Source organism: Acinetobacter sp. CIP 101966 (genome assembly GCF_000369725.1).
GTDB lineage: Bacteria > Pseudomonadota > Gammaproteobacteria > Pseudomonadales > Moraxellaceae > Acinetobacter > Acinetobacter lwoffii_Q.
In genome coordinates, this window is record NZ_KB850158.1 from 144,879 (window position 1) to 159,119 (window position 14,241).

A 14,241-nucleotide genomic window follows, 5' to 3' on the forward strand; every position below is an offset into this window, starting at 1 on the left:
TGTTGTTATTTTAATCAATTAATACGATTAATTATAATATATTTATCTATTAAAACAATTAATAATAGGTGACTTAATTCATAAATGTGTCAAGAAGTGCAAAATGTCTGGCGCATCAGGTCTTTGATTGGATTGCTTGATTTTAAAGCATCATCAGCTTGGATCTTAGAATAGGTGTCTGTTTTTTGAGCTAAATGGGCATGTTTTATAATCTTGACTGGAGCAATCGGCTTTACATTTTGAGGGGAATTTTACATAATATGAAAATCAAGTTAGAGTTCACACTTTTATAGTGATTTAGCCTGATTCTCCACAATTTTTTGTTTTATCGCCCAGCTTTCCCCAAGGTTGGGCTTTTTTTTGTCCAGCATTTTTTATTTCGGATCATTCCGTTTCTGAAAAACCTTTAATTAAAAAAGATCATAAGAAGAAATATTATAATAATTTTAAGCACCAAAATAGTGCATATTAAAAAGTAAAAATGTAGGTCTAAAATTCAATAGCTAAAAAAAACCCCAATTTTCATAGAAAATCGGGGTTTTTTCGCCAAAATTTGCGGGTAAACTAAAATATCTGCTGAGGAATAATTTAACTCGCCCTAATGCGGTGCATTATGCACCCAATTGTTGCATGTGTAAATAGTGCGGAAAGCAAGTTTTGATATTTTTTTTAATGCTTAAAAGTCCTGTATTTGTGTTGTATTTTTTGTAGGATAAAACCCATAAAACTTTAGCCTGAATTTAAAAAGTAGCGCTTTTAAAAATTAAAATCAAAAAAATATAGAAAAAACATTAACTAAGTTGAATTACCTACTTTAAGAGTATTTCATTTTATTTGTATAATAATCAATCTATTTAGCTTTGCTTGTCATATTGGGGCGTAATACAACAGCATGAATACCTTACGCTCTGAGTGGATCAGTAAACGTTTGTACTGGTCGATGTCGATTATTATTTTATGTTTACTTTGTATCTGTATTCCCTTAATTGTGAGTAGCAGTCAAAGTTATTTAAAATCCAGACAAACCTATCAACAATTGAATGCATTGCAGCAGGTCGCTGACCTGGCAAATAAGATTTCGCGTGAGCGTGCGCCTGCCAATAAGGCCATGTCCAGTTCGGTGCAGGAATTTGCCCAGCATCAGCAAGAGTTAATCAGCTACCGTCAACAGGTGGATCGGCAGCTCTCCCAGACGGCTGATGTCTTGACGGAGGTCGGTTTTAACAACCTGAGTCAGCAACTTTCACAGCTTGAGAATAGTTTGAAAAAAGGGCGTGCACAGGTTGATGCTTATACCCAGATGCCGCGTCAGCTGCGCAGTGCTCAGGAACTTGATCAGGCGATTCTGGCGATGTTTGCTGCCTGGGAAAGTTGCCGTGAACTTTTGCGTGACGTGGCGGTGGCTTCAGATAGCTCATCGACCCCTCTGAATAACTATATTAGCCAGATTCTATTTTTATCAGATTTACGTGATCAGGCCGGTCGTGTGGCCTCGTCTATCATGGCACATGTGACTTTTGAAGCTCCGCTTCCCACTGAAAATATTACCCGCTCTTTACAGACCCAACATCAGGTGCGTTATTTGTGGGCCTTGATTGATACCATTCAACCTGTTCAAGATAAGACTGAGGAATTCATCCGTTTACATCGGCGGGTAGAAACCGAGTTTATTCAGCAAGGCTTACCGATTGTGAGTGAGCTGATCAGTGACAGTCTGGAGCAACGTGACTACCGTTTGAGCGGAACAGAGCTGACTGAAGCGATCGTAGATAAATTTGCGACTGTGGTAGACCTGCAAACTTATCTGCTGCAATACAGCAGAGATGCCGCTATTCAGGAAATGAACAGCAATATGCAGCGTTTGATCTGGAGCGTGTTGGTATCGTTGATTTCATTACTGACCGCGATTTCCACCATGATCTTTGCACGCAAACAAGTATTTTTGCCACTTATTCAGGCACGCCGCATGTTGTTGAGTTTGTCTAAAAACTCGGGTCGTCAGAAAATTGATATGCGGCTGCGTGAAGTGAATCATTCTGATTCCTTATTCGCTGCCATTCAGAAATTGCAACAAATGTTGCAAGAACGCGATGCGCTAGAATTCCGTTTAAAAAATATTGCTCATTCCGATTCTTTGACCGGGCTGGCCAACCGTTTTGCGTTGGAAGAATATATCCGCTTTATGGAAAATCAGCCGGGTCAATTGAGCCAGACCTGTTTGATGATTATTGATATTGATCATTTTAAACAGGTGAATGATCAATATGGGCATATTGTGGGTGATCAGGTGATTCAACTGGTGGCCGAGCGTTTAAAGGCCAATGTTCGGGCGACGGATTTGCTGGTGCGCTATGGCGGCGATGAATTTCTGGTACTGATTGAAAATATCCAGATGCAACAGGCACTGATCGTTGCAGATAAAATTCGGGCTGAAGTGGTTGAGCGCTATATTCTGACTGCGCTAGGAGATCAGATCCAGATTTCGGTCAGTATCGGGGTGGCGATTGGGGCTGTTTCCTGGATGACTTTGTTGTCAAATGCCGATGATGCTTTGTTTAAAGCCAAAGCGAAGGGACGGAATGTGGTGGCTGAGGTTTAGTCTAAAAGATTCCTTCTCTACTTTTGAACTGCACAAAAGTAGCAAAATGCATTTGTTCGACTGATGCTAAGTCCCTTTAGCACAGTCGAACGGGCGACATCCATGTCGCCAGTCATGTGATCTAATTTGGATGATCTCTGGTTTTGTCGATCAGATAGTTAATAAAATTTGTGCAGGCAACAAGCATAAATTTTGCATCGATATAAGAAAGATTTGATTCGTCTAACATTGCATGGCGAATACCATCTGCATCGGATGTATAACCATATAAAGATTTAATACTGGCTTTTAATGCAGGATGTATTGGATATTGTTTTTCAATTTGACCAATTGCATCACCTAAAGTTACTTTGTCCTTCTTTAATATTTTTTGACACATACCTTCTAATGCCGAAACAGATTCTTTAATCGAATTTCGATAGTCAGGCTTTTGACGATCTGACATCAGTTTTAAAGCTTGATTTAAATGTTGTTGAACACCTAAATATTGATTTGTATTTTCTAAAGCAGTTTCGATGGATTGAATTTCTTGTTCGGAAGTTATTGGAATGATTTCGTCATTTATAATTCGGTAAGCACTATTTTCACGCTCTAGCATATTGTTGATATTAGTTATAAATGAATCTTTATTACTTACTCTTTGATAGGGGTAGTGCTCAATTGTTTCTTCAATCAAGCTATAAATTTCGTGCCATGCACAATTAAAAAAGTAATCTCTAATTATTTTTAAAGAATCAGATGTCCATTGAGGGATGGTATCTGTAGGGTTTTTAAAAAGATTAAGCCAATAAGATTCTACTAACGAGTATATATTTGAATTACGGGTAAAAGAGCTTTGATTATGTCCATGTTCAATCCGATTCCAAATATAGCTATGAAAAACACTCCACAAACCATTTTTTAAAGCATCATCTATACTTTCTTTTTGAATAATGTCACGTACGGGCTTATAACCATATCTTTCAGAAAATCGCATTTTGTTCCCCCTCAAACAAATTTAAGAATAGATTTATTTTTTTAATCCACCCTAACCCTCCTTTGCGAAAGGAGGGAATGCCTCCTCTTTATCAAAGAGGAGGCTAGGAGGAGATTTTTATTTCAACAACGGCTTCAAGAATTTACCCGTATGTGAAGCTTTGACTTTCGCGACCTGTTCAGGCGTACCTTCTGCGACAATCATACCGCCACCAGAACCACCTTCAGGGCCTAAGTCCACCACCCAGTCGGCGGTTTTAATCACGTCCAGATTATGTTCAATCACCACGATGGTATTACCCTTGTCACGCAGCTGATGCAGAATATCCAGCAGTTTGGCAATATCATGGAAATGCAGACCTGTGGTCGGTTCATCCAGAATATACAGGGTTTGACCAGTATCGCGTTTGGCCAGCTCACGCGCCAGTTTGACCCGCTGCGCTTCACCACCAGAAAGAGTGGTCGCAGACTGACCCAGACGAATATAACCCAGACCCACCTGATGCAATGTTTCTAGACGGCGGTGAATCACCGGAATGGCATCAAAGAAATGCATCGCATCTTCAACAGTCATCTGCAAGACATCGGAAATATTCTTGCCCTTATAGTTCACTTCCAACGTTTCACGGTTATAGCGTTTGCCATGACAGGCATCACATGGCACATACATATCCGGCAGGAAGTGCATCGCCACCTTGATCATGCCGTCACCTTCACAGGCTTCACAGCGGCCACCTTTCACGTTAAACGAGAAACGACCGGCAGCATAACCGCGTGCCTTGGCTTCTTGCGTCTGTGAAAACAGTTCACGAATCGGGGTAAATAGGCCGGTATAAGTCGCCGGATTGGAACGCGGGGTACGTCCAATCGGGCTCTGGTCAATATCCACCACTTTGTCGAGGAACTGTAAACCATCAATCGATTCAAACCTTTCCGAAGTTAAAGTGGTGGCACCATTGAGCTGGGTCGCCGCCAAAGGTAACAAAGTCCGGTTAATCAAGGTCGATTTACCTGAACCGGACACCCCGGTAACACAGGTCATAATACCTAAAGGAATGGTCAGATCGACTTTTTTCAGGTTATGCCCGGATGCTCCCATCAGCTTGATCTGTTCTTTAGGCTTAGGCGGTTGAATCCGTTTTTTCGGCACTTCAATTTTTAATTTTCCGGATAAATATTTTCCGGTCAGCGAGTCCGGATTGGCCAGAATTTCATCATACGTTCCTTCGGCAATCACATGCCCACCATGCACACCGGCACCCGGACCGATATCAATAATATGATCGGCGGCACGAATCGCATCTTCATCATGCTCGACCACCAAGACGGTATTGCCCAGATCACGCAGACGGATCAGGGTCTGTAACAGACGGTCGTTATCACGTTGATGCAAACCAATTGATGGTTCATCCAGGACATACATGACGCCCATCAAACCGGCACCAATCTGTGAGGCCAGACGAATTCGCTGCGCTTCACCACCAGACAGAGTTTCAGCTGAACGTGACAGACTCAGATAATTCAGGCCGACCGAAACCAGAAAGTGCAGACGTTCACGGATTTCCTTGAAAATCTTGTCGGCGATTTCACCCCGTGCACCTTCCAAATGAATACCTTGATAATAGCTTTCAGCATCGCCAATCGACATGCGGGTAATGTCAGCAATGGTCTTGTCCAGAATTTTCACATTACGCGAAATTTCATTCAGACGTGAACCATCACAGGCATCACAGGCAGCATTGGATAAATACTGCGCCAGATCATCACGTACATAATTACTTTCAGTTTCACGATAACGGCGTTCCAGATGCGGCAAAATTCCTTCAAAGGGAATGACCCGATTATGACGTCGGCCACGTTCATCGATATAACTCAGATCAATTTTTTCTTTGCCAGTGCCATACAGAAATTTCTTCTTGGTATCGGCATCCAGTTCATTCCACGGAGTTTCCAGAGAAAAACCAAAATGCTCGGCGACTTTCTGGATCATGCTGTAATAGTAAGGACGCTGACGGTCCCAGCCACGAATAGCGCCTTGGCTAACGCTGACCTCAGGATTGGGAATCAGCTTATCGGCACTGAAATGGCTACGGGTTCCCAAACCATCACAGACCGGACAAGCGCCAAAGGGATTGTTGAACGAAAATAAACGCGGTTCCAGTTCAGCCACAGCGCGGTCACATTGCGGGCAGGAATGCTTGGCAGAAAACACGCGATCGTTATGCTCGCCCTTCATCCAGGACAAAATGGCGATATCGCCACCAAGACGCAGCGCGGTTTCAAAACTTTCTGCAATACGGTTGCCCAGATCATCACGTACTTTAAAGCGGTCAACTACGACTTCAATGGTATGTTTTTTCTTTTTGTCCAGTTCTGGTGGTGGATCAATTTCCATGATCTCGCCATCCACACGGGCACGGACGAAACCCTGGCTTTGTAGCTGTTCAAACAGTGCCGTATATTCGCCCTTACGTTCGCGCACGACTGGTGCTAACAATAACAGTGCAGTGCCTTCTTCCAGTGCTTTAACGGCATCGACCATTTCAGTGACCGTTTGTGCCACCATCGGCAAGTCATGTTCAGGACAGAACGGTGTACCGACACGCGCATACAGTAGACGTAAATAGTCATAAATTTCGGTAATGGTTCCTACGGTAGAGCGTGGGTTATGACTGGTCGATTTCTGCTCGATGGCGATGGCTGGACTCAAGCCCTCAATCGAATCGACTTCCGGCTTTTCCATCTGGGAGAGGAACTGACGGGCATATGCAGACAGCGATTCCACATAACGGCGCTGACCTTCGGCATATAAGGTGTCAAAGGCAAGTGAGGACTTACCTGAACCAGACAGTCCCGTAATCACCACAAACTTGTCGCGTGGTATATCAAGGTTCACATTTTTCAGGTTATGGGTACGTGCGCCTCGAATACGGATGTGGCTTTGGCTCATGCAAGGATCCTAGAATATTCATCAAAAACCCTTATATGATACCGGATGAAAAATGTTCAAGTGCAAATAAAAGTATTTTAAACGTCAAGTTATGTCGGTGATTGGTCAATTCATCACAAAATTAAGAAACACAACAGCAGATCATTTAAATATTCACAATCATCATGTACAAGGTAAATACTTAACAAGCCGCTGCATAACGGCGTTCAAAGATAGACTCAATCTCTTCAAAACAGCGGTCACGTAGCACATCATGATGCAGACGTGCATAAAAATTGACTTCATTTTCCAGAATGTGCAGAAAGTCCTCATAGTCTTTTCGGAAAAAATCCAGGTCGAGCAAATCGTTACGGCGTGCCTGATGACAGCGATACTTTTCAATAAATTTCAGCAGATGTTTCTGGATATGCGTGTTGGTATGGTAAATCAGATAAGTGGCTGCCGAACCACAATCTAGACAGCCTTGTTCCAGATAGATTTCTTCATTGTTGAACCAGCAACATTGCAGGGTAAAAAATGCCCGAATAGCTTCGGTGCCTAAAGTGTCCATATTGTCTGCCTCTTTCCGGGATTGAATTTATTAATTGATAATTATTCTCAATTATTGTGCGGCAATTTTGGGCTTATAGCTAGGTCTAGCGTAGTGGCCCGTTCTATCCTTGTTTTTTTCAGACTAAGCCGTTTTTATGATCGGTTTATGACAGTAGAAATTTTTTTAAACGGCTATAACCAAAAAGCCCTGTCTTAAACAGGGCTTTTTTTATTCGTCCGTCTTATTCATCCAGACCAGGCCACTGGCGTTGCTCAAAGGCACTATGCCAGAATAACCATTCCAGACGGGCAGCATGCGTATAAGCTGCATGCATTTTTTCCAGTGTATCTGCATCGACACGTGCCGCAACACGGTCAACGGTCGCAATCACATTCCGTACCGCAGTGTGGAATTCCTCTCCTGAATAGGTATCTACCCAGGCTTGATACGGATTATTCGGCGCAGAGTTGTCGACAATATCTTTACCAACTTCGGCATAAATCCAGAAACAAGGCAGCAACGAGGCCAGTACCACCGGGTAGCTTTCTGACCAGGCGGTCGAAGTCAGATAAGAGGTATAGTGATGACACGCCAGAGTCAGCGGGGTATTTTCAAACTGCTCTTTGCTAATGCCGAAATCCTGCATAAAGCCATCATGCAGGCTACGTTCCACCACAATCGCAATTTTGGCTGCCTCGGCAAACTGAATTACATCGTCCGCTTCAAAAGCTTTGGCGGCACACACGGCCAGTGCACGGCCATAGGCCAGTAAATAATGCGCATCCTGAATCACATAATGACTAAAGGCTTCACGGCTTAAAGTACCTTGCGCCAGTTGCTGATTAAAGGGCAGGGCCAGGGTCTTCTGATAAAGTCCGAGATTACGTTGCCATACCTCTTGTGAAAAACTCATGCTGAAAATCCTTCGCAGTTCAAGTTAAACCATGCGGCACTATAGCAAAGATCGGGCTGTTTAAAAGATCGGCAAATTTTAAAAACAGAAAATAAGATAAAACAGCTCAGGAAGTGCTTTGGTTTATGCGCTAAAAGTTTCATAATTAGCTTAACTTTTCCTATTCGTATTGCTGCTCTCTCGCAGCCATACATTTATTTAATTTATCCAAGGTCGTTGTGTATGTTGAAACATTTTGGTTTCTCGATTGCATTTTCGATCGTGTGTCTTGGTTTGTCTGCATATTGGGGTTATACCCATGGTCCTGACGCAGGCCTGCAAACCATGCTCACAGCGCTGACCATTACCGCTATTCTGGCGATTATGGAAGTGTCGTTGTCTTTTGATAACGCGGTTGTCAATGCCTCAGTCCTACGGGGTTGGGATCATTTCTGGAAAATGCTGTTCCTGACAGTCGGTATTCTTATTGCAGTCTTCGGGATGCGTTTGATCTTCCCGGTGGTTATTGTTGCAGTGACTGCAGATCTGGGCTTTATGGAAGTGGTACGTCTGGCCTTGAATGATCCGAAAGAATATTCAGCACGTTTAATGGCACATCATCCTGAAATTGCTGCTTTTGGTGGTGCTTTCCTGTTGATGGTATTCCTGAACTTCTTCCTGGATGAAGAAAAAGACACGCACTGGTTTAGACGCGTAGAACGCCGTCTGTCCAATTTGGCCAATGTGCCGGCAATGTCGGTGTTTATTGCACTGGTGGCTTTGTTAATCATGGCAGCCAATGTCGATGAAGCCAAGCGTCTGGCAGTGACTATGGCGGGGATCTGGGGCATCGTGATTTATATCGGGGTGCAGGTTCTGAGCCATATGCTCGGTGGTGAACCGGAAGTCGATGAAGAAGGTAATGCCATTCGTCATGATGAAAATGGCGTACCGACCGGTGTAGTGAAAGCCGGTATTGGTGGTTTCCTCTATCTAGAAGTCCTGGATGCCTCTTTCAGTTTTGATGGCGTGATCGGTGCCTTTGCGATTACCTCAGACGTGGTCATCATCATGCTGGGTCTGGCAATTGGTGCGATCTTTGTCCGTTCAATGACGATTTATCTGGTTGAGCAGGGCACATTGGATGCCTATATCTACCTGGAACATGGTGCGCATTATGCCATCGGTGCACTGGCTTTCATTATGATTGCCAGCGGAACCGGTCTGCATGTACCAGAAGTGGTGACCGGTCTGATCGGTGTGGCTTTTATTGTCTGGGCAGTATTCGCCTCGATTCAGTACAAGAAACGTCAGGCGGCTTTAGACAAATAAAGCGCTGTCCCTGAATGAAAAGCGTAGCTCCGGCTGCGCTTTTTTGTTTTTAGATCGGCATCATCTTTATTTCAAATAAAATTCATATCTTATTAATGAGCTGAATGTCCTATAATCTGGGCTCCAGATTAATTAACCCAATCGCCATAATTTATGATGAATGCTTTAGAACGTCGTTCAACCTTTGCCCTGAGCAGTATTTTTGCACTGCGCATGCTGGGGTTGTTTATGATTATCCCGGTATTTTCTGTGGCAGGGCAGGCATATCAATATGCGACGCCTGCACTGATCGGTTTGGCGGTCGGGGTCTATGGTCTGACCCAGGCACTGTTACAGATTCCATTCAGCCTGATTGCGGACCGTTATAGCCGTAAGCCACTGGTGGTTTTAGGGCTGCTACTATTTGCGCTGGGCGGTGCAATTGCGGCCATGTCGGACACCATTTATGGCGTGATTATCGGCCGTGCGATTGCTGGTGGTGGTGCGGTATCTGCTGTGGTGATGGCACTGCTGGCAGATGTCACCCGTGAAGAAAACCGCATGAAAGCCATGGCAATGATGGGCATGAGTATCGGCCTGTCTTTTGTGGTGGCTTTTAGTTTGGGGCCTTGGCTAACGGGTCTGGTGGGCATCTCTGGGTTGTTCTGGGTCACCACGGTGATGGGCCTGGCGGCGATTGCCATGCTGTTGATGGTGCCGAAAGTCACGCGGCATCATAAAAACTTTCAGCAGGGCTATCTGGCACAGTTGAAACAGGTAATCAAAATCGGGGATCTGAATCGTCTGCATGTGTCGGTCTTTACCCTGCATTTATTGCTCACCGCCATGTTTATCTATGTGCCTTCACAGCTGATCGAATTTGCTGATCTGCCACTGTCCAGTCATGGCTGGGTATATTTGCCGCTGTTGGTACTGAGCCTGTTTTTTGCTTTTCCGAGTATTATCCTGGCAGAAAAATACCACAAAATGCGGGCGATTTTTCTGGTGGCCATTACTGGCATTATTCTGGGTCTAATGGTGATGGCATTTGGTTTTGAATCCAAATATGTCTTGCTGATTGGTTTAGGGTTGTTCTTCATTGCCTTTAATGTGATGGAAGCCCTGTTGCCGTCTTGGTTGTCGAAAGCGGCACCGATCCAGTCCAAAGCGACGGCAATGGGCGTAAATGCCAGCAGCCAGTTTTTAGGGGCTTTCTTTGGCGGTATGATTGGCGGACAATTGCTGCTGCTAAACAATACCTCGATGGGCTGGACTATCCTGACAGGAATCGCGATCATCTGGCTGCTGATGAGTTTTGGCCTGGCTCAGCCACGCTATCTGTCATCGCTGGTACTGCGATTGCCGGAAAGCAGACAAACTGACGAATGGACTTCTCAGCTTTTGGCGATTCGTGGTATTGAAGAGGTCGTGGTGATGTCTGAACAGCAAGTTGCCTATGTAAAAGTCGATAAACAGCAGATTGATGATGCTTCGCGACAACAATTAACGCACTTGTTGGGTAAAGAGGTAGCCATTTAAGCATAACTCTTATAAAGTAAAATACAGAAATATATAGGAAGTAAACGGCAAATGCGTGGTGTAAATAAAGTTATTTTAGTGGGTACTTTGGGTAAAGATCCGGAAACCAAAACTTTTGCAAATGGTGGCTCTCTCACTCAATTTTCGATCGCAACCAGCGATTCGTGGACAGATAAAAGTACCGGTGAACGTAAAGAACAAACGGAATGGCACCGTATCGTGTTGCATAACCGTTTAGGTGAAATTGCGCAGCAATATCTTCGTAAAGGCTCAAAAGTATATATTGAAGGTTCATTACGTACCCGTCAGTGGACTGACCAGAATGGTCAGGAACGCTATACGACGGAAATTCGTGGTGAGCAAATGCAGATGCTAGACTCTAGCCGTCCTCAAAATGATCAGGGCGAGAGCAGCTTTAACCAGCCACGCTTTAATAACAATAATCAGGCGAACAACAACCAGGGCGGTTATGGTAATAACCCGCAATCGGGTTATGGTTCAGCACCACAGCAAGGCGGTTTTAACAACAACCAGGGCGGCGGTTATGGCAATAATAACCCGAGTGGTTTTGCGCCGAAATCTGCACCTGCTCCAACAGCAGCGCCTGCAGTAGATCTAGATGATGACTTACCTTTTTAATTTATTAGAACGGTAAATCATCATTAAAACCCACCTGAATACGGTGGGTTTTTTATGTCTTGAATATTTGTATTGAGTTTGCATAAAGCCCGACTTATTAAAAGAATCATAAATCTTAAAACATCAGGTTGCTTTTGATCGGAACAACTCTGCATCGAGAAAATAAATAAGATGAACAATACTCATAGAAATTTATGATCTAAAAAAGCGATCATTTTTATAAAAACTTGCGGTTTTACCTATTTCGAAATTTTTCGTATTCTAGCTTCACAAGATAAGCAATCCCAGAAATAAGCCAGAGGAAATATCTCATGAGTTTAATCAATACTGAAATCCAACCATTCAATGCAACTGCTTACCACAATGGTCAGTTCATTGAAGTTTCTGAGCAAGACCTGAAAGGTAAATGGTCAGTGGTGTTTTTCTATCCTGCAGATTTTACCTTTGTTTGTCCAACTGAATTAGGCGATCTTGCTGATCAGTATGCTGAATTCCAGAAAATGGGTGTAGAAATCTATGGCGTGTCTACCGATACTCATTTCACTCATAAAGCTTGGCATGATACCTCTGACGTGATTGGTAAAATCCAGTATCCATTGATTGGTGATCCAACCTGGACTTTGTCTAAAAACTTCGAAGTACTGATTGAAGCTGAGGGTTTGGCAGATCGTGGTACTTTCGTGATTGATCCAGAAGGTAAAATCCAGATCATTGAAATCAACGCGGGTGGTATTGGCCGTGATGCACAAGAGCTTCTGCGTAAAGTGAAAGCTGCACAATATGTACATGCGCACCCAGGTGAAGTTTGTCCGGCAAAATGGAAAGAAGGTGAAGCAACACTTGCTCCATCAATCGACCTGGTGGGTAAAATCTAATTCAAACCTAGTTCTTTGAAGCAAAAAATCCAGCACAAGTTGCTGGATTTTTTATTTTTTTAGTTTAGAGATTTATGAATTCTAGACAAAAACATCATGCCATTTGATTTCTATTTGAGAACAAAATGAGAATTGAGGAATTGCACTCTATGCTTTTTAAGCGGCTTATGAGAGGCAATCAAGTAAGCGCAATACCCTGCTGCATGATTGACTAGGCATGAAAACAAAGAAGCCTCTGCTTTCGCAGAGGCTTTTATTTTATAAGGCGCTGTAGTTTCTTGTCGTTTTAAACAATTTTCGCATAAACGCATCTGAATGGAACCGGATGAATTTATGGTTTTCTTATACTGCGAATCATAGGTATTTAAAAAGTATTTGTCAACCAAGGATTATAAAAATGGTTAATTAAATTATTTGTTTTTAAAGCGAATTTTCAAGTTTTTAGATAAAAATATGAATAAAATCTTAGATTTGATGGAATTTTAACTAAGGCAGAAAAATGAATAAAAAGCAGGTGAAATTGAACAAAAAGGCCTTTACGAAAAACATATATTCTGGAAGATTTTAATAACCTGTTTGATTGGCGCATGGTACATAATTTCTGTAGTTTTTCAATGACGGATGATCAGTTTGGATATCGCAGTAATTGGTAGTGGCATGGCCGGACTGGCTACAGCCAGAATTCTCCAGGACGCAGGGCATCACATCACGATTTTTGAAGCACTTCCAGGTCGCGGCATGGACAGTCATAGCCTTGAATTTGAAGGGGGCCTGATTGACGCACCTTTACGTGTGATGAACCCCTATCTGTGGAAAAACACCCTGAGTCTAGCCACACATCTGGGCATTAAAACTTATCCGGTGCGGACCTATATGGCCTGCAGCTGGTTATTTGAAGATAAAACTGAAACCTGGCTGACCACATCGCGTAGCCGAATTGGCAATATCCCGATCATCAATAACCGGAAAGGCCTGCAACAATATGGCTGGCGTCTGGTCAAAGGCCTGTTGCAGTTAAAAGTTGCATTGACCAAATTCTTTAAATCGAAAAATCAGGACATCAGCCTGGCAGAATTTATCAATCGTAACGAGATTGAAGAAGTGTTCTGGCACGGTGCGGTGATGCCGGTGCTATATACCATCTGTACCTGCAATCCGAAAACCATTGGTGAATGGCCAGCTAAACCGTTGTTAATTTTTCTGCGTCAATTAACCGATGGCGATGCGTTACTGCGTCTGCAAGGCGGTACACCAGCGTTGGTCGATAAGCTGATTGAAGGCATTCAGATTGAAGACGGTTCAGCAATTACACTGGTACAAGAGCAGGGCGATCAGGTCAAAGTTGAAAATGCGGCCGGTTATTCAAAACTGTTTGACCGGGTGATTGTCGCGACACCGACCACCAAAATTGAGGAGTTCCTGGATCCGGTACAATTCGCCAGTGAAATTGAATTATTGAAGAAATTCAAATTCGAACAAGGCGAACTGGTGATTCATACCGATGCCAGCGTAATGCCGCCAAAACGTAAAGACTGGGCCGTACTCAGCTATATGATGGACCGTAAATTTACTCGTCAGCAATTTACCGTGTGGCTTAACTCGATTGAACCTTCTTTGGTTGGCAAGTCGGCCGTGTTTCAGACCTGGCGTCCGGTAACCGAGATTGATCCGAAGAAAGTGATCAAATCGGTAATGCTGACACGTGCAGTCGTCGATGCTAATACGGTGGCACTGAATAAGGAATTGCAGCAACGTCATCTGGATGCCAACCGTAAGGTCTTCTTCTGCGGTTCATGGTCATGTGACGGTTTGCCGATTCTGGAATCGGCAGTGACCTCAGCGATGAAGATTGCAGAAATCTTTGGTGCGCCTTTACCATTTCAGGGTTTAAAACCTGTGGTTGAGGTTGCTCCGCAACTGGGTTATTAA

At 43.5% G+C, this 14,241-nt stretch carries 10 protein-coding genes; 6 read left to right on the plus strand and 4 right to left on the minus strand.

Translation table 11 applies throughout. The annotated features are described in order from the left end of the window. The first annotated feature begins 892 nt into the window (after positions 1-892). The gene (locus F891_RS00745; RefSeq protein ID WP_004647273.1) at positions 893-2,599 is read left to right on the plus strand and encodes a GGDEF domain-containing protein; all 1,707 of its coding nucleotides are present in this window, start codon (positions 893-895) and stop codon (positions 2,597-2,599) included. A gap of 121 nt (positions 2,600-2,720) precedes the next feature. Here F891_RS00745 and F891_RS00750 read toward each other — a convergent pair whose 3' ends face one another. The 4 genes from F891_RS00750 to tenA form a co-directional block, all read right to left on the minus strand. Further along, on the minus strand, positions 2,721-3,575 hold the full coding sequence (locus F891_RS00750; RefSeq protein WP_004281382.1) for an AbiJ-NTD4 domain-containing protein: 855 nt from the start codon (positions 3,573-3,575) through the stop codon (positions 2,721-2,723). 117 nt (positions 3,576-3,692) lie between these two features. Next, positions 3,693-6,524 carry an excinuclease ABC subunit UvrA gene (gene uvrA, locus F891_RS00755; RefSeq protein ID WP_004281383.1) on the minus strand — a complete coding sequence of 944 codons (2,832 nt, stop codon included), beginning with the start codon at positions 6,522-6,524 and terminating at the stop codon, positions 3,693-3,695. A 181-nt stretch (positions 6,525-6,705) separates the two neighbouring features. Next, a complete protein-coding gene (locus tag F891_RS00760) occupies positions 6,706-7,074 on the minus strand; it encodes a hypothetical protein (RefSeq protein WP_004281385.1) in 369 nt (122 codons plus the stop codon). 223 nt (positions 7,075-7,297) lie between these two features. Further along, positions 7,298-7,969 carry a thiaminase II gene (gene tenA, locus F891_RS00765; protein WP_004281386.1) on the minus strand — a complete coding sequence of 224 codons (672 nt, stop codon included), beginning with the start codon at positions 7,967-7,969 and terminating at the stop codon, positions 7,298-7,300. A 222-nt stretch (positions 7,970-8,191) separates the two neighbouring features. On the opposite strand from tenA, the gene F891_RS00770 reads away from it, so the two are divergent. The 5 genes from F891_RS00770 (at position 8,192) to F891_RS00790 (ending at position 14,241) form a co-directional block, all read left to right on the plus strand. Beyond that, the gene (locus F891_RS00770; protein ID WP_004647275.1) at positions 8,192-9,280 is read left to right on the plus strand and encodes a DUF475 domain-containing protein; all 1,089 of its coding nucleotides are present in this window, start codon (positions 8,192-8,194) and stop codon (positions 9,278-9,280) included. 153 nt (positions 9,281-9,433) lie between these two features. Then, entirely contained in the window at positions 9,434-10,798 is a 1,365-nt protein-coding gene (locus F891_RS00775) for an MFS transporter (protein WP_016807025.1), read from the plus strand. 51 nt (positions 10,799-10,849) lie between these two features. Then, positions 10,850-11,437 (plus strand): single-stranded DNA-binding protein, encoded by a 588-nt coding sequence (gene ssb, locus F891_RS00780; RefSeq protein WP_004647277.1) that lies wholly within the window; start codon positions 10,850-10,852, stop codon positions 11,435-11,437. 311 nt (positions 11,438-11,748) lie between these two features. Then, complete coding sequence (gene ahpC / locus F891_RS00785) at positions 11,749-12,312, plus strand: alkyl hydroperoxide reductase subunit C (protein ID WP_004647278.1); 564 nt, start codon at positions 11,749-11,751, stop codon at positions 12,310-12,312. 621 nt (positions 12,313-12,933) lie between these two features. After that, a complete protein-coding gene (locus tag F891_RS00790; protein WP_004647280.1) occupies positions 12,934-14,241 on the plus strand; it encodes an FAD-dependent oxidoreductase in 1,308 nt (435 codons plus the stop codon).